Below are 16116 nucleotides of genomic sequence, written 5' to 3' on the forward strand. Positions count from 1 at the left end.
AAGCGTCGCTCGCGGGCCCGCTCCCGGTCGATCTCGCCGGGCCGCTCGACTGAACGGTGTTGGGGAGGGGACCGTCGTCGGGATGGCGGCGTCGCAGTTGCCGACAGTGTCTGACGGGTGTGTAGTTCTCTGGATCGAGCGACGAACCAGCCCCACGACTCCGGCTCTTGTTCCAACTCCCCGAGAAGATCCGGGTATCCCTACCACCACAGGGTGTGTCAAGTGTAACCACACGGGGCGTGAGATGGACATCGAGATCACACGGCGCGGCGAGGCGGCCGTTCCGTACGGGGAGTTCCCACTGACGCCGGTGCTCGGGATCGGCGTCGACGGGTCGGGTGCGGTCCGCGAGATCACACGCACGGAGATAGTCCAATGAACAGACTACTAGCAGAGCTCCTGGCGGAGATCGAGGGTGAAGACCCGGTCCCCGTCCCGGAGGCAGAGACACTGCTCGGGAGTACTGACGGCACAGCGACGGACGAACAGACCCTCGGCGGCGAGGGGCTCCACGAGGTGCGTGACGAGGTGGTGCTCGTCTGCCTCGACGAGATCCTGTTGTTGCTGATCGCCAGCCGGGAGGGTGCGTGTGGCAAACAGCTCCTGGGAGACGTGCAGCGGTTGTTCGGGACGGAGCTGAGCCCCGGCACCGTGTACCCGCACCTCAACGACCTCGCGGAGGAGGGCGCCGTCGAGGTGAACGAGCTCACGCGACGGAAGATGTACACGCTCGCGGAGCCACGAGCGGAGCTGGCGGCGGTGGACCGGCGGGTCAACAGACTCCTCGTGTTCGCGCTGCTGGTGAAGCGGCTGTCGGTGGCCAGCGCAGACCGAGCGGCTCCGGAGGCGGTCGGCCGTGAGTGACCGCGCCGGCAGACCGACCGAGACGGTCGGCGGGAGCCACCCCGACGCCTCACGCGAGAACAGACTGCCGTTCGAGACCGGCGAACGCGGCCGCGAGACGTCCCACGAGCGGAAGACGGCGTCGGCGGGCCGGCCAGTGACGGCCGAGACGACCCACGAGCGACCCCACGACCGGGTGGAGGTGGTGCGGTGACTCACCGAGACCGCGGCGACGACCGGAGGGACCACGGCGGCGACAGTCTCGACACACCCGACCGCGGCGGCGACGGCGCGGAGGTGGTCGTGCTCGCGGACGGACGAGAGATCGGCCAGGTGACCGTCGGTGACCCGAACGCACGGGTTGCCGACGCGACGATCCGGAGCCGGGTGTCGGCCGTGCAGCTCGCAGTCGAGGGTGGGTACACGACCGTCGGGTCGGGGCTCGGCGACGGAGGTGACGACAGTGAGTGACTCGGAAGCGACCCGAGAGGAACTCGCGGAGTTGCTGGAGGCGTTGCTCGGCGACGGAGTGGTCGTGAACGCGGACGTGGCGGTGTGCGGCGAGGAGACGCAGCCCGTGGAAGTCGAGATCCGAGCGAAGGTAACCGACACGGACACGGTCGCGTCTCACGGCCTCGGCGCTCCCGTCGACACCGGTCGCCCGGGCACCGCCGGCACGGGCGACGGGGGGACCGATCGACCAGGTGGCCGCGAGCGGGAGCGAGCCGACAGGGGAGAGAGTGAGACCGCACGGACGAGAGAAGGTAGTGAGACTGCACGGACGAGAGAGGACAGTGGGACTGTGGGGACGAGAGAGAACAGTGAGACAGCGGATGCAGGCGAGTCGAAAGGAGTCGAGGGGGAGTCGGACGACACCGTCACCACCGGGGCGACGGACTCGACCGGGACGACGAGAACGGCCAGGCCGTCGGATCTCGATCTCACGCCGGCGGAGATTGCGGCGGCGCTGGAGCGGACGGACCGTCCGGAGACGGACGGTGGTACCGCGACGACGTGGCCGGGGCGGTGGATCGAGAGCGACCCGAAGCGACGGTCGTGAGGCGAGGACTAGCTCGCCAGGAACTGCCGGAGGTCCGACTCCGTGACGATCCCCTCGACGCTGTCACTCACGACCGGAACGTGACCGATGTCGTGGTCCTCCATCACGGCGGCGACCTCGTGGATGTCGTCGTCGGGCGCGACCGTCACCACGTCGGCGGTCATGTAGTCGCCGACGGTGGCCGCCTCGAGGGCGGTGTCGTCCGCGACCGCCCGCAGGAGGTCGGTCGAGGTGAACACCCCCTCTGCGAGACAGTCGTCCGTGACGACGACCAACGAGTGGATCTGTTTGGCGTCCATCGCTCGGACGGCCTCCGAGAGAGGTTCGTCGGGCTCGACGGTCAACACGGGAGTGGTCTGGTACTCCGAGACTGGGTTCGACACACGTTCACCCGCACCCGCCCGGGACTTGAACGGCGGGGAAACGGAACGCGACGTGGTCGGGGGCGGGGAACTACTCTCACGATACGTCCACACCGGCTGATCCTGTGGACGACACGGCCCACAGTTCAGTTCCTGTGCGATCGCCGCTCCGCCCGTCGGTTCGCGGTCGCAGGTCTCGTCGGCTCCGGGACCGTCGGCTCCGCCAGTTCGACGCCTTCCGGAACGACTTCGCCCCGGCTACGGCGCCCTGGCGAGTCCCCCCGACGTGACGGCACCGAGCCGAGGGGAAGCGACCTGGACTCACGAGTGAGGCCGTCGACCCGCCAGCGAGTCGGTCTGCCTCACCGGAACTGCATCCCGCCGTCGACCGGGAGCACCTGGCCCTGGATGTAGTCGTTCTCCAGGAGGTACTCTACGGTGTGGGCGACCGTTCCCGGCTCGCAGGCGTACTGCGGGAGGTGGGTGTCGACGTTCTCGTGACCGCGGAAGTCGACCGACTCCAGGTACGTCAGGATCTCGTCGTTCATGTCCGTCTCCGCCGGGCCGGGAGCGACCGCGTTCACCTGGACGCCCTCCTCGCCGTACTCTCGGGCCAGCGCCCGGGTGAGCCCGTGGAGCCCGGCCTTGCTCGCGGCGTAGCTCGCGTCGACCGTCCCCGCGGTGCCGCCGACGGACGACAGGAAGACGACGTCGCCGCCGGGGGCGACGTGTTCGAGCGCCGCCCGCGCGACGGAGAACGAGCCCGTCAGGTTCGTCTCGATCACGCGCCGGAACTGCTCGTCGGTCGTCTCCGGCGTCCGGGCCGGGTCGACGACGCCGGCGCTGTCGACGACGGCGTCCAACCCGCCGAGCCCGTCTGCCGCGGCCGCGACCATCTCGTCGACCGCGTCCGGGTCGCGCACGTCCGCCTGGACGGTGACGCTCGTCGCCCCCGCGTCCGAGACAGTTTCGGCGACGGTCGCCGCCGCGTCTGCGGACTCCCGGTCGCCGACCGCCACGTCGTGGTCGCCGCCGAGTCGCTCTGCCGTCGCGCGTCCGATCCCTCGACTGCCGCCAGTGACTAACACTCGCACCCGATACCCTCGTGGTACCACCGTATTGTCGGCTTCGGTTCGGCGGTCGCGCGGCCCGACGGCTCAGGCCTCGTCCGTCGCTGGTGGATCGGTCCGGATCTCGAAGCGGGCGCCGCCGGTCCGCCCGTCCGTCACGTCTATCTCCCAGCCGTGTTCCACGGCGATGCGTTCGACGCCGGGGAGGCCGTAGCCCGTCCCGTGGTCGTTCGTGGAGTAGCCCACCTCGAACACCCGGTCCCGGTTCGCGGGGGCGATCCCGGGGCCGCTGTCCTCGACGTAGAAGCCCGCTTCGTCCGGGAGCTCCCCGACCCAGACGGTCGGTGGCTCGTCGGCGTGTTCGACGGCGTTGCGGAACAGGTTCTCCAACACCTGGCGTAACTGTGACTCGACGGCCTCGAACGACCCACCCGACTCCAGCGACGACGACGCCTCGCCGGTCTCGACGGTGTCCCAGGCCATCGACGCGACACGCGACAGCGACAGGTTCTCTAGCTCCGCCTGTGAGACGCTGTCGCCGGCGCGGGCGTACCCCAGCGCGTCGGAGATGAGCTCGTCGATCCGGTCTAGGGAGTTGGACAACGCCCGGAGGCGTTCCTCGCTGTTCTCCGGCTCCATCTCCACGAACTCCGCGTTCGCCCGCGCGACCGCCAGCGGGTTCCGGAGGTCGTGTGCCAGGAGCCGGGAGAACTCGGTCAGACGCTCGGCGCGAGCCCGGAGCTTCGCCTCTCGCTCCCGACGCTCCGTCACGTCCCGGACGACACACACCACGCGCTCGTCCGGAGTGAGACTCAGCGACAGCTCCTGTGGGAACGTCGACCCGTCGCGGCGGAGCCCGGTCGCGTCCCCGCGCCAGGTGCCCGTCTCGTACAGCTCTGGTATGACCTCCTCGCGGAACCGTTCACACTCGGCTGGCTCGTAGCACATCTCCCACGTCTCCCCGTAGAACGGGGTCCGAGAGTCGTAGCCGTACACCGCGGCGTGGGCGTCGTTGAGGTAGTCGTACGTCTCGTCGGTCGCCAACACCGCGATCCCGTCCATCGACGCCTCGATCGCAGTCGCCCGTGCCTCGTAGTCCGTCTGTGCCGGGCTGGCGGCCGTCAGGCCGACGACGACGACTCCCTCGTCACGCTCGTCCGGTCGGCCGACGAGGGTCACCTGTGTCCGTTCTTCGGGGTGGTCGGCCGGCGTCGTCGGCCACTCCACGCTGCGAGCCGCCCGCCCGTCTACGTGTGCCGTCGCCGTCAGCGCTCGCACCTCGTCGGCGACCGACCCCGGCGGCACCGTCCCGTCGAACCACGACGCCCCGACCGTCGGCTCGTCGGCACCTGCACGAAACACGAACGCCACCGAGTCCTCCGAGTCGGGCCCGTAGTACATACCGTGCAACTCTGACCCGACAGATAGAGAGTGTTGCGTTCAGATACTGTGGAATCGTGTCAGATACGACACATTCGCGGGGGGAGTCGGGTCACTCCTCGTCGCCGGCGCGGGCCGCGGCGGCCCAGAACCCGATCGCGGCGACGAACATCGCCCCCGAGAGGTACGGACCCGAGTCGAACGTCACGGTGGCGACGACCGTGAGCGCTGTCGCAGACGCGACGTAGTCGTCGTGGTCCATCTCCGCGCAGGTCAGTCGTGAGACGATTCCTCCGTCGTCTCCCTGGGCTTCCGTGCTCACACCTCCCTCGACGACCCGTTCCCTCCTCACTCCAGTGGCTCGTGACGCCGACTCACCCAGTGTCTGCACTGTGAGACACGGAGGGGAGGTACCGCCGACGGGGGGACTGCACTGTGAGACCGTTCGGACGACGCCCGTCTGGACAGTCGCCCAGACCAGTGAGGGGGGTGGCACCTGTAGAGAGAGGTACGATGAACGGGTCACACTACGGAACGGTCGCACACGGGACAGTCGACGAGACGACCACCGACGCACAGACCGGTCGGCGCGGGTCCGTGGCGGCGACTGTCGCGGCCGCGGTCCTGGCACACGTCGCGCTGGCGACGCTGCTGTTTCCCGGCGCTGCCGGCGTCGCCGCGGTCGGCGCCGTCGGCGCGGTCTTAGGCGTCGCGGCGGCGGCGTGAGCCGCAGAACGACGCTTCTGTTTCCGCGCGAACAGAAATGTCGTTCAGATTACACTTACTGCGTGGCGAACCGAACGAGCGTACGTGACGACACCAGGCACCCACGCACACGGCGTGTCGACGACCGACGGGCAGCGACAGACACGGGCACGACGACCCGGGGGGCACGGATCGGTGACGGTGACCGTCGTCGCCGCGGTCCTGGCGCACGTCGCGCTGGCGGCGGTGTTCTACCCGGTCCTCGTGGCCGTCGGCGTCGTCGGGGTCGTCGGGGGGATCGCGGCGGTCGGGTGAGTGGTCGCGGTCGGTCGATCCGGCAACGGCCCACAAGTTCTATTACATTGTGGTACCACTGCGTAGTCGATGGCGCGAACACAACGCGAGCGGGCGGTCGACGGCGAGGTGACGGCTGCCGTGGAGCGGGTCGCGGAGCGTGAGAACTGCGAGCCGGAGTTCGTCCGGTCGGAGGTAGCCGCGGGGCGAGCGGTGATCCCCGCGAACCACGCACACGACAGTCTCGACCCGATGGTGATCGGCAGCGCCTTCTCCACGAAGGTGAACGCCAACATCGGCAACAGCGAGGAGACGGGTGGGATCGAGTCGGAGTTGGAGAAGCTCCACGCCGCGGTCCACTACGGTGCGGACACGGTGATGGACCTCTCGACGGGCTCGAACCTGGACGCCGTCCGGACGGCCAACGTCGAGCACTCGCCCGTGCCGGTCGGCACCGTCCCGGTGTACGAGGCGGTCAAGCGCGCCGGCGGCGCGACGGAGCTGTCGGCGGACCTGCTCGTGGACGTGATCCGGAAACACGCCGAACAGGGCGTCGACTACCAGACCATCCACGCGGGCGTACTCGCCGAACACCTCCCGCTGACGGACGGTCGCAAGACCGGAATCGTCTCCCGCGGCGGGTCGATCCTCGCGCGGTGGATGGAGGACCACGGCGAGCAGAACCCACTGTATACGGCGTACGACCGGATCTGCGAGGTGTTGGCCGAACACGACGTGACGATCTCGCTGGGCGACGGGCTCCGGCCGGGCTGTATCGCGGACGCCAACGACGCCGCACAGAACGCCGAACTCGACACGCTGGGGGAGCTGACTCGGCGTGCCTGGGACCACGGCGTCCAGGTGATGGTGGAGGGACCGGGCCACGTCCCGATGGACGAGATCGAGACGGCCGTCGAACGCCAGCGCGAGGTGTGTGACGGGGCGCCGTTCTACGTCCTCGGGCCGCTCGTGACGGACGTCGCGCCGGGGTACGACCACATCACGAGCGCCATCGGTGCGACGGAGGCCGCTCGCGCCGGCGCGGCGATGTTGTGTTACGTCACGCCGAAGGAACACCTCGGCCTGCCGAACGCCGAGGACGTGCGCGACGGGCTCGCCGCCTACCGGATCGCCGCCCACGCCGCGGACGTGGCCGTCGGCCAGCCAGGTGCCCGCGACTGGGACGACGCGCTCTCGGAGGCACGCTACGAGTTCGACTGGAACAGACAGTTCGACCTGGCGCTGGACCCCGAGCGAGCGCGGTCGTTCCACGACCAGACGCTGCCGGGGGACAACTACGAGGACGCCCGCTTCTGTTCGATGTGCGGCGCGGAGTTCTGCTCGATGCGGATCGACCAGGACGCCCGCGACGCCGACGGGGAGACGACCGCGTTGGAGGGCGCGACCGATCTGGACGCCTCTCCCGCGGCAGAGACGAACCAGCCGCCCGTCGGCACCCACGACACGAGTCGGGTCCCCGACGAGATCGAGATCGACGGCGTCCGGTTCACCCCCGCCGACCACCCGGAGACGGAGTCCACGGAGTCGACGGAGTCGGCAGACGACTGAGCGACGGCGTTCGGTCGGCGTCGCCGGTCAGTTCGCGTCGTCGCCAGCGTCGTCGGTCCCCCCGTCGAACGCCGCGGCGAGGCGGTCGCGCATCCCCTCGCGGCGGAGCCGCCGGCGACGCTCCGGCGAGAGGTACTCCTCCAACACCACCTCGGCGCTCGCGGACCCCTGTTCGGCGGCGATCTCGCCGACGCTCGACAGGATCTCCTCCCGGGTCGCCGCGAACTGGTCGTACCAGAACCGCCGGGCCATCTGCGGCACGGGCTTGCGGCCGCCGATCTCCGCCGGCAGGCCCGCCCGCTCGGCCAGGCGGTCGAACCGTGCGAGGATCGTCTGGCGGGTCCGGTGGCCCGTCTGTGACCGCTTCGACGGGAAGAGGTAGCCGTTCCAGTCGTCTCGCTCGGCAGACAGCGTCTCGATCCTGTCCGTGACCGCGTCCAGTCCGTAGAGGATCGACACGCGACCGGGGCCGTTCTTCCGGCTGTCGAAGGTGACCGCCGGGACGGTGTCGGTGTCGTCGTCTCCCTCACCGTCGTCGTCTCTGTCGACTGTCGCCCGACCGCCGTCGGCGGCGGTCGTCCCCGCGTCGTCGTCGGATGTCGTTCCCCCGGTCTCGTCCGCGCCGGCCACCGACACGCCCGCGAGGTCGATCTGGTCGCGGTGGAGCGCCGCCACCTCGCCCGAACGGAGCCCCCAGGCGCACAAGGCGACGACGAGCAGCCGCTCGGCGGGGTCGTCGGTCGCCTCGTACAGCCGGCCGACGTGAGCGGCCGACAGCGCCGGGTTCGACGGTGTCTCGCCGTCGTCGCGGCTCCAGTTGTACTCGCGGTCGACGCCGGTCACGGGGTTGAGCCGGACGCGACGGCGCAGACGGAGGTAGTCGTACCACCGGTCGACGGCCTCGAACACGCGCCGAGTCGTCCGGTCCGCGAGCTCCCGGTCCAGTCGGTCGACGGCGTTCCAGGCCGCCTCTACCGCCTCGTGGTCCGGAGTGTCGCTGTCGGGTGCGACCGGCGAGAGGAGGTCGCCCGTGTCGTTGACCGCGACGTACGCCTCGACGTAGTCCGACAGCCGGTAGCGGGCGGTCCGGACGGACGACTCCGCCAGCCCCCCGCGCTCGCGCCGGGAGTCGACGAACGACTCCAGACGCGCGACCGTCTCCGCGTGGCCCGTCCCCCAGTCGTAGCCGTCCGGCTCCGTCGTGAGCCCGAGGTCGTCCGCCCAGAACTCCCCGAACGAGCGGTCGTGGTACTCCCGGAGCGCGTACACGAGCCCGCGGAAGTCGTTGTCCGCGAGCCACTCGTGGCTCGGCCGCTCCGTCTCCGGGTCGTGGCCGTCGGCTGCGAACGCCGGCGCCACCGTCTCCCAGTAGGCGTCGACGATCTCCGAGCGGTCCAGGAGCGTCCACGACACCTCCGTGGCCGTGCCGTCGTCCGTCGCTCTCGTCACGCTCCCCGGTTCGGTCAGACTCCGCATAGGTGTTGTGGAGCGCCCGACCCGACGGTGGAACCGAGACGACTGCAGCGAATCCGTATATTCTTTACAGTAATAATGTGCAGCTTTGAATACACCACCGCGCGACTCCACGCCATGAGCAGAGGAGAGACCGAGGCGGATCCCGAGCCGGGTGGGCTGGCTGGCGGGGAGCGCCGGCGGTTCGAACGGCAGGCGCGGGCGATGGACGCGTCACTGACCGGGATCGCGTTGCTCGACGACGACGGCGTGTACACGTACATGAACGACGCCCACGCGGGCATCTTCGACAGAGAGCCGTCGGAGCTTCTGGGTGAGGCTTGGCGACAGCTGTACGACGAGGATCGGGTCGAGGAGATCGAGTCGGTGGTGTTTCCGGAGCTCGAAGAGACGGGATCGTGGGCGGGTGAGCTCGTCGGACGGCGTGCCGACGGGACGGCGGTGCCGCAACACGTCGAGCTGACGGCGTTGGAAGACGGGCTGATCTGTGTCAACCGGGACGTGACCGACCGGCGGCAACGGCGCGACCGACTGGTGGCCATCCGTGACCGTGTCGAGTCGTTGATGCTCGCCGACGACACAGAGACCGTGGTGTCGGAGCTGTTGGCCGTCGTCGACGAAGTCGTCGAGCGGAGCCTGGCCGGGTTCTGGCGTTACGACGAGGCGACCGACCGACTGTGTCCGGTCGAGATCTCGCCGGCGACGACTGAGCTCCCGGTCGAGATACCGACGTTCGAACGAGACGAGGGGCTCGTGTGGCGCGCGTTCGAGGAGGCGGAACTACAGTACCACCCCGACCTCGCGGGCGCCGAGGGGACGTACGCCGACGAGACGGTGTTGGGGTCGGAGGTGGCCGTCCCGGCGGGCGACCACGGCGTGTTGCTCGTCGGCTCCGAGCGAGTGGACGACTTCGACGCCGACGAACGGGAGCTGCTCCGTATCGTCACCGGTCACGTCGACACCGGGCTCCAGCTGCTGTCGCGGGAGGCGGAGCTGGAGCAGACTCGCCGACGGCTGTCGGAGGAACGCCGCCAGCTCCGGGAGGTGATCGACTACATCCCGCACCTGGTGTTCGCGAGAGACGAGGCTGGAGAGTTCGTGATGGCCAACGAGGCTGTCGCCGAGGTGTACGACAGCAGCGTCTCCGAGCTGGAGGGGTCGACCGACGCCGACTTCTCGCCGAAACCGGACGAACCGGCGGCGTTCCACGCCGACGACAGCCAGGTGTTGGAGTCCGGGGAGGCCATCCACCGGCCGAGAGAGACGGTGACGGACGCACACGGCGACGAACGGGTTCTCGACACCTGGAAGGTGCCGTTCGTCCCCGCCGACGACGAGAAGCCCGCAGTGTTGAGCGTCGCGACGGACGTGACCGACCACCGAGAGACGCAGACTGCACTGCGGCGACAACGCCGGCTGGCCGCGTTGGAACGGGTCGGTCGACTCCTGTTGTCTGCCGACACGGAGGAGGCGGTGTACGGCACGGCGGCGGCCGCGACCGCAGAGGCGTTGGACGCCGACACCGTCACGGTGTATCGGTTCCGGGCGTCCGAACGCCGACTCGTTCCCGTCGACACGACCGGCGAGGCGGAGCCGACGCCGGTCACCCCCGGCGACGATCCGCTGTGGCGAGCGTTCGGCGGGCGCGAGACGACGACCGGCGGCGAGACAGAGGGCGGCGACGGAGAAGTCGAGCGAGCGACGGGGGAGACGACCGAGGAACTCGACAGTGGGCCGGTACCCGTGACCGCGACGCCGTTGGACGAGTACGGACTGCTCGTCGTCGAGGGGTACGACCGTGTGGACGGGGACGTACAGTTCGTGGAGACGGCAGCACGGACGGTGACGGCTGCGCTCCGCCGAACGGAGCAGGAAGACCGGCTGGAACGGCTGAACGAAGAGCTCCGGGAGACCAACGTGCGGCTCCGGTCGAACGAACGAGTGGCCGTCGCGTTTCGGCGCGTCCAGCGTCGTCTCCGGGAGGCGATGACCCCGGAACGGGTGTTCGACGTCCTCGTTGAGTTCGCGGCGACCGTCGGCGACGACGCCTGGGCCTCGGAGTGGCACTCCGGTCCGGGGCGACTAGAGCCGACGGCCGTCGTTCACGACGGCGGCCCGGCACGGACGGAGACGGGTCAGACGCCCGGCACGGCGGCCGCACGCCGCGACGAGCCCGTCACGGTCGACAGTACCGCCCGAGACACCACTTACGCCGACTGGTCGGCCCGGCTCCTCACCTTCGGCTTCCAGTCGACAGTCGCCGTACCGGTGGCCGCAGACGGGCTCGTCCGCGGGTGTCTGTCCGTCGTGGCCGAGTCGACCGCGGCCTTCGACGGAGAGCTCCGGACGTACCTCACGGAGGCGGCCCGGACCGCTGGCGCTCGGCTGGCGGACGTGACCGACGGCAGCGGCGAGACGACTGTCGTCGCCGACCTCCAGTGGGTGGACGAACGACCGTTCGTCCCTGTGCTGCCGGAGGAGGTGTCGTTGACCGTCACCGACCTCACGCCCGCCGACGACGGCGGTGTCGTCGTCGAGGGGACGGTGACGGGACCGGCTGGCGAGTCTCTCCGGGCCACCCCCGGAGTCGCCGACCTGACCGTGTTCGACGGCGACGGCGGCGGGCCGTTCCGGGCGAAGCTGATGCCGGCGGGAGACCGCGACCCCGGCCGGTTCCTCACCGTCGTCCGCCGTCACGACGCCGTCGTCTCGCGGGTCGAGATCGACACGACGGAGTCGACCGTGACTGTCCGCGTCGACGGCGACCGGCTCGCGACACTTCGTAGTGAGCTGTCGACGGTCGCCGCCGACTGTCGGCTCGTCGCCAAGCGACCCGCGGGCGAGACAGGAGAGAGTTCGACCGCGCTGTTGTCGGCGTTGACCGACCGCCAGCGCGAGGTGTTGTCGACTGCCTTCGCGGGCGGGTACTACGACCGCCCGAAGGGGATCACCGGCGACGGCCTGGCCGACAGGCTCGACGTGAGTCGGTCGACCGTCCATCAACACCTCCGGACCGCAGAACAGAAGCTCCTCGCCCGGTTGTTCGATCCGGTCGACTGAGCAGCGACCTGTCGACCGTACCTCACACGTCAGGTGTGAGGTTTCGACACGCACCTGTCCGGCACAACAGACGTTAGCCCCGGACGCGTCTCCTCTCGTATGAGTTCCGATCGGAGAGGCCCAGAACGTCCCGGCAGCGACAACGGGAGCCAGCGTCGAGTGACGAACGGGGACGCCGGAGAGAGTGGCGACGGCGAGAGAGCCACCCGTGACGGCGACACGTCCCTCGAGGTCGCACTCGACGGCGTTTCGGCGTCGGACGAGTCGAGAGCGACATCGGAGGCGGAGGCAGCCGTCGCCGAGCGGCTGACGGCCGAGGCAGCCGCCCACCGCGGCGTCGACCCCGACGCGCTGACGCCGGTGGGGGAGGCCGTCGACCTCACGCTCGCCACGGCGATGCTGTCCGGCGCCAGGGACTCCCGGTGGGGTGTCGGTGACGCTCTCGCCCCGTCCGTAACCTCCGGCCACCTCCGGTTCGTCTGGGACGGGCTCGTCGTGACGCTCCACGCCGACGGCCGGCTGACGTTTCCAGACGGCGGGAGTCTCGTGACGCCCGTCGTCGACGAGGGGCGGCTCTCCGTCCCGGAGCTGTGCTCACACGCCGGCGTCGGCCCGACCGACCTCGTCAGCGTCGGCGGGACGGCGACGGCGGCCGCCGACGCCGTGTTCGACTACCTCCTCGACGCCGGCCAGAGGGCGACGGTCGTGTCGACGACCCGGGCTACCGAGGAGTTTCGAGCGACAGTGACGGGCGAGACGACGGTGCTGGACTGCACCGGCGCCAGGGTGCCCGACGGTGTCGGCGACGCGACGGCAGCCGACGAGCGGCCGGATACTGCCGGAGCGACGACGGCGGGTGCAACCCCGAGCCACAGTGGCCACGGGAGAGTCGTGTCGCTCGACAGTTGCACGGATCTGACGACGCTCGGGTCGAACATCGTCGCCACGACGGAGCCACGCCGCGACGAGAACGTCGTGTTCGGGTTCCACAGTCTGACACACCTCGGGCTCTCACAGTCGGCGCGTGCCGTCGGTCAGTTCCTCCACGTCCTCGCCGGGAAGCTCCGGGGGTGGGACGCCGGCGGCGTGTGGCACGGCACACCGGTGACCGTCGAGACGGGCACTGTGCTCCAGACGGTCGACTACCGGGTCGAGACCCGCCAGAGGAAACACGGACCGGAGGCCCGAGTCCGCAGTCGGCGTGACGTGCCGACCGGATGGCTGCCGCTGGCCGTCGAGTGATCGCTCGCTCCCGCAGTGAGACGGGAGTCGAGAACGAACTGGTACGCCCGCAGCGGCCCGACTGGCCGCCGCAGGCCGACAGGTCCCCCGAGTCGGCAGTCGCCGGTCGCGCCGCGGCCCGCACGTTCGGCCCACCGTGTAATAACTCTAAGGTGTCAGGCAGACTTCGTGTCTCGCCGACTCCTCGAAATTTCTCGACCGGCGGAAAGTTCCGGTCTGCCGTCCGTCTTCGTCGGGGGAGACGCGTTTCGGGGGGGACAGCGACCGAGATGCCGGGGGGTCAGTCTCCGTCGACCGGCCGCACGCCCATGGCGCCCTCACAGGTACACTCCACCTCGCACTTCGGGCACTCGGCGGCCGGGCGCTCGATCGGTGTCGTCCGGACGGTCTCGTAGCCGTTGGGAACCAGCAGTTTCTGCGGGGAGTCCGGGCCACCGTGGTACCAGGAGTCGACGACGAACGAGTCCACGTCACACTCGCGGCCGATGCGCTCTACCGTCTCCAAGAGTCGACTGCCGAGCCCCTGGCCGGTGGCGTCCTCGCGGACGTACCCCATCTCCAACAGCCCGTACCGGTCTGCCGGAGGGATCCCCTCCGGGTCGTCGAAGAAGTACATCTCCTCGGCGACGGCCGCGGCGTCGTCGAGACAGTTCACCCCCATCGCGCCCAGTACCTCTTCGTCGTCGACCGCGACCCGGACGTGTCGGGTCGGGTCCGAGATGGAGAGATCGACGCCGTAGGAGGCGCCCTCGGAGAAGTGGGCCGTGATCAGGTCCTCCAACGGCTCCTCGTCGCCCGGCACCGGCTCGCGGATCTCGATCTGTCTCACTGTCACGTTACAGGGGCGCGAGCAGTATGTTCTCGTCGGTCCCACGAGGGCTTGCGAACGGGTCACAGCCGCCGTCGTCACAGCTCCGACCGCTTGACGAGCGCGTAGACGAACAACGCCGACAGGACGACGCTGAGGTACGCCTCGCCGGCGGCGAGCAGCCGTGCGACGGCTCCCTGGGGCCCGATGTTGCCGTAGCCGATGGTCGTGTACGAGACGTAGCTGAAGTGGATCACCTCGAAGAACGTCGCCCGGCCGGCGGCCGTCGACAGCTCCCCGAGCGACGACAGTTGGCCCGCTCCCGTGAGGAACGGCTGGCCGCCGAAGGCGTACAGCGGGACGAACAACAACGGCGCACCGAGGAAGGCAACCCCGATCCGGAACGGACGCACGCCGTAGCCACACGTCAGCTCCAGCAGGCGGTTCTCCACCACCCGGCCGACGTTGGTGAGACGCGGCCAGAGGTCCACGTCGCCGTCCCGGGCGACTTCGGCGTTCTGCTGACGGATGAACTGCTGACGCCTCACCCGGAAGGAGCCGGCCGCCTCCATGTCTCCGTCGTTGCTGGCGGCCTGTTTGGCCTTGAGGTACGTCGTCGAGGCGGCGTCGGGCGTCATCTCGGCGGCGTACTCCGGCGACAGGTCCGGCGGCTCGTCGAACGTGTGGATCACCCAGTCGTTGCGGTCGAGGTACGCCCGGTGTTCGCCGAAGTCGAACTCGTGGCCGTCGAACTCGGTGAACTCCGTCCGACAGAACCGGAAGTAGTCCAACAGCTCCCGGCGGTCGGTCTCGTCGGCGACGAGGCGGACGTCGCCCAGACTCGCCAGCGTGAGGTCGTACCGTACCCACTCCTCGGAGGGCTGTTCGACGTGGCCGCTGACGATGGTCGCTCGGGTGAAGTCGACGTACACGTCCGTGTCGATCCCGCGTGGCGCGAACTCCACGTGGTCGGTGAACGACGCCTCCGTGAAGTCGACGACCCCACCGAACGCCGTCTCGCGGAAGTTGCCCGACCGCGCGTGGATCCCCCGGAAGGTCGCGTCCGTCTCGAACCGGACGCCGTGGAAGCGAGCGTCCTCCTCCGTCTGGTTCGCGCCCCCCTCGAACGCCGCGCCGACGAAGTCACACTCGGCCGCGAACGCGGCGTCGGTGAAGTTGCCGTCCTCGCGGAACCGCGCCTCCTCGAAGACGGCCTCGCCCTCGAACCGCGCCTCGCAGAACCGGGCGTCGCCGTCGAACTCCGCCTCGGTGAACCGTGCGCGGCCCGCGAACTGGACCCGATCGAAGCGAGCGAACCGGAACGCGACGGCCTCGAAGTCCGCGAGCGCGTCGAAGTGAGCGTCGACGAAGCTGAGGTCGTCCTCCAGCGTTCGCTGACCACCCGCCACGACGGCGCCACGGAAGTGTGCCTCACCGTCGAACACCACCCGCTCGAAGCCGGCGTCCTCCCGGGCGCGGATCTCGTCGAAGTCCGCACGGTCGGCGAACCGGGCGTCGTCGAACGTCGCGTCGCCGTCGAACGTCGCCGACTCGAACTGCGCGTCCGCCTCGAACGTCGAGTGTTCGAAGTGAACGGCACCGAACTGTGCCTGCCGGAACGTCACTGGCTCCGTGAACACGGTGTCGGTGAAGCTCGTGTTGTCGTCTAGGAGGTTCGAGTCCCCCCGGAACGTCGTCCCTCGGCCGGACACCGACCCCTCGAACCGGCTCTCGTCGAACGACACGTCGTGTGCGAACTCTGCGCCGTCCACGTCGACGGGCCCCTCGAACGCCGTCCGCTCGAACTCGACCTGGCCGTCGATCACCGCGTCGACGGCCGACAGTTCGCCGACGGTCGCGTCGTGACCGTGGATGTCGTCACCGATCCGGGCTTCGTCCAGCGTCAGGCGACCGACGTCGGCGTCGTCCAACCGGATCGGCAGGTCCACCACCGCCTCTTCGGCCGACAACGCCTCGATCTCGGCTCCGCGTAGGTCCAACGGGTGGCGGTCGGCGGGCTCGACGGTCACGCGGTCCAGCGACACTGCCGGGAGGGTGACGCCCTGGAGGTCCTTCTGCTCGCCGCTCCCCTCGCGGGCGACCGCGAGGAGCGCCGCCGACACGTCGGCCGGCGTGATCCCTCGTTCCTCTCGCTCGGCCGGCGAGAGCCGTAACACGGACGGGTCGACACCGTCGGTGGTCGGCGCCGACGGCTCGCTCTGTCCTGGCATACCCCTACCGTGTACGTGA

Annotated in this window: 17 protein-coding genes; 10 read left to right on the forward strand and 7 right to left on the reverse strand. The window is 69.7% G+C overall.

The genetic code is table 11. The features are described from left to right. The first annotated feature begins 244 nt into the window (after positions 1–244). Genes RYH79_RS15945 through RYH79_RS15965 form a run of 5 tightly spaced genes read left to right on the forward strand, consistent with a single transcriptional unit; the run spans position 245 to position 1903 of the window. Positions 245–379 carry a gas vesicle protein GvpD basic region 2 domain-containing protein gene (locus RYH79_RS15945; protein ID WP_370901136.1) on the forward strand — a complete coding sequence of 45 codons (135 nt, stop codon included), beginning with the start codon at positions 245–247 and terminating at the stop codon, positions 377–379. Next, complete coding sequence (locus tag RYH79_RS15950) at positions 376–864, forward strand: PadR family transcriptional regulator (RefSeq protein WP_370901138.1); 489 nt, start codon at positions 376–378, stop codon at positions 862–864. The genes RYH79_RS15945 and RYH79_RS15950 overlap by 4 nt, the downstream gene beginning before the upstream one ends. Continuing rightward, on the forward strand, positions 857–1057 hold the full coding sequence (locus RYH79_RS15955) for a hypothetical protein (protein WP_370901140.1): 201 nt from the start codon (positions 857–859) through the stop codon (positions 1055–1057). The genes RYH79_RS15950 and RYH79_RS15955 overlap by 8 nt, the downstream gene beginning before the upstream one ends. Next, the gene (locus RYH79_RS15960) at positions 1054–1314 is read left to right on the forward strand and encodes a hypothetical protein (RefSeq protein ID WP_370901142.1); all 261 of its coding nucleotides are present in this window, start codon (positions 1054–1056) and stop codon (positions 1312–1314) included. Before RYH79_RS15955 ends, RYH79_RS15960 begins: the two co-directional genes overlap by 4 nt. Next, complete coding sequence (locus RYH79_RS15965) at positions 1307–1903, forward strand: hypothetical protein (RefSeq protein ID WP_370901144.1); 597 nt, start codon at positions 1307–1309, stop codon at positions 1901–1903. Before RYH79_RS15960 ends, RYH79_RS15965 begins: the two co-directional genes overlap by 8 nt. 8 nt (positions 1904–1911) lie before the next feature. On the opposite strand, the gene RYH79_RS15970 is transcribed toward RYH79_RS15965, so the two are convergent. The 4 genes from RYH79_RS15970 to RYH79_RS15985 form a co-directional block, all read right to left on the reverse strand. Beyond that, a complete protein-coding gene (locus tag RYH79_RS15970; RefSeq protein ID WP_370901146.1) occupies positions 1912–2286 on the reverse strand; it encodes a CBS domain-containing protein in 375 nt (124 codons plus the stop codon). Between the two features lie 341 nt (positions 2287–2627). Further along, positions 2628–3359, reverse strand: coding sequence for an SDR family NAD(P)-dependent oxidoreductase (locus RYH79_RS15975; protein ID WP_370901149.1), 732 nt, complete (start codon positions 3357–3359; stop codon positions 2628–2630). Between the two features lie 63 nt (positions 3360–3422). Beyond that, positions 3423–4736 (reverse strand): ATP-binding protein, encoded by a 1314-nt coding sequence (locus RYH79_RS15980; protein ID WP_370901151.1) that lies wholly within the window; start codon positions 4734–4736, stop codon positions 3423–3425. 91 nt (positions 4737–4827) lie between these two features. Next, positions 4828–5037, reverse strand: a complete 210-nt coding sequence (locus tag RYH79_RS15985) for a hypothetical protein (RefSeq protein WP_370901153.1) — start codon at positions 5035–5037, stop codon at positions 4828–4830. A gap of 191 nt (positions 5038–5228) precedes the next feature. Between RYH79_RS15985 and RYH79_RS15990 the strand changes: the two genes are divergently transcribed. From RYH79_RS15990 to thiC, 3 genes are all read left to right on the forward strand, one after another. After that, on the forward strand, positions 5229–5441 hold the full coding sequence (locus RYH79_RS15990) for a hypothetical protein (protein WP_370901155.1): 213 nt from the start codon (positions 5229–5231) through the stop codon (positions 5439–5441). Positions 5442–5525: 84 nt separating this feature from the next. Beyond that, positions 5526–5735 carry a hypothetical protein gene (locus RYH79_RS15995; RefSeq protein WP_370901157.1) on the forward strand — a complete coding sequence of 70 codons (210 nt, stop codon included), beginning with the start codon at positions 5526–5528 and terminating at the stop codon, positions 5733–5735. 69 nt (positions 5736–5804) lie between these two features. Then, the gene (gene thiC, locus RYH79_RS16000; RefSeq protein ID WP_370901159.1) at positions 5805–7283 is read left to right on the forward strand and encodes a phosphomethylpyrimidine synthase ThiC; all 1479 of its coding nucleotides are present in this window, start codon (positions 5805–5807) and stop codon (positions 7281–7283) included. A 27-nt stretch (positions 7284–7310) separates the two neighbouring features. On the opposite strand, the gene RYH79_RS16005 is transcribed toward thiC, so the two are convergent. Continuing rightward, complete coding sequence (locus RYH79_RS16005) at positions 7311–8732, reverse strand: hypothetical protein (protein ID WP_370901161.1); 1422 nt, start codon at positions 8730–8732, stop codon at positions 7311–7313. Between the two features lie 141 nt (positions 8733–8873). Here RYH79_RS16005 and RYH79_RS16010 point away from each other — a divergent pair, with 141 nt between their 5' ends. Both RYH79_RS16010 and RYH79_RS16015 read left to right on the forward strand, forming a co-directional pair. After that, on the forward strand, positions 8874–11816 hold the full coding sequence (locus RYH79_RS16010) for a PAS domain-containing protein (protein ID WP_370901163.1): 2943 nt from the start codon (positions 8874–8876) through the stop codon (positions 11814–11816). 99 nt (positions 11817–11915) lie between these two features. Then, entirely contained in the window at positions 11916–13058 is a 1143-nt protein-coding gene (locus RYH79_RS16015; protein WP_370901165.1) for a DUF7504 family protein, read from the forward strand. Between the two features lie 280 nt (positions 13059–13338). Here RYH79_RS16015 and RYH79_RS16020 read toward each other — a convergent pair whose 3' ends face one another. After that, on the reverse strand, positions 13339–13887 hold the full coding sequence (locus tag RYH79_RS16020) for a GNAT family N-acetyltransferase (RefSeq protein WP_370901800.1): 549 nt from the start codon (positions 13885–13887) through the stop codon (positions 13339–13341). Positions 13888–13964: 77 nt separating this feature from the next. After that, the gene (locus RYH79_RS16025) at positions 13965–16097 is read right to left on the reverse strand and encodes a pentapeptide repeat-containing protein (RefSeq protein ID WP_370901167.1); all 2133 of its coding nucleotides are present in this window, start codon (positions 16095–16097) and stop codon (positions 13965–13967) included. Positions 16098–16116 lie beyond the last annotated feature (19 nt).

The sequence above is a fragment of the Halobaculum sp. MBLA0143 genome (genome assembly GCF_041361465.1).
In the GTDB taxonomy this organism is placed as follows: domain Archaea; phylum Halobacteriota; class Halobacteria; order Halobacteriales; family Haloferacaceae; genus JAHENP01.

What these genes read in the sequence shown, in the direction of transcription:
- RYH79_RS15945 (WP_370901136.1), top strand. Translation starts at nt 245, where the DNA reads ATGGACATCGAGATCACACGGCGCGGCGAGGCGGCCGTTCCGTACGGG.
- RYH79_RS15950 (WP_370901138.1), top strand. Translation starts at nt 376, where the DNA reads ATGAACAGACTACTAGCAGAGCTCCTGGCGGAGATCGAGGGTGAAGAC.
- RYH79_RS15980 (WP_370901151.1), bottom strand. Translation starts at nt 4,736, where the DNA reads ATGTACTACGGGCCCGACTCGGAGGACTCGGTGGCGTTCGTGTTTCGT.
- RYH79_RS15990 (WP_370901155.1), top strand. Translation starts at nt 5,229, where the DNA reads ATGAACGGGTCACACTACGGAACGGTCGCACACGGGACAGTCGACGAG.
- thiC (WP_370901159.1), top strand. Translation starts at nt 5,805, where the DNA reads ATGGCGCGAACACAACGCGAGCGGGCGGTCGACGGCGAGGTGACGGCT.
- RYH79_RS16010 (WP_370901163.1), top strand. Translation starts at nt 8,874, where the DNA reads ATGAGCAGAGGAGAGACCGAGGCGGATCCCGAGCCGGGTGGGCTGGCT.
- RYH79_RS16015 (WP_370901165.1), top strand. Translation starts at nt 11,916, where the DNA reads ATGAGTTCCGATCGGAGAGGCCCAGAACGTCCCGGCAGCGACAACGGG.
- RYH79_RS16025 (WP_370901167.1), bottom strand. Translation starts at nt 16,097, where the DNA reads ATGCCAGGACAGAGCGAGCCGTCGGCGCCGACCACCGACGGTGTCGAC.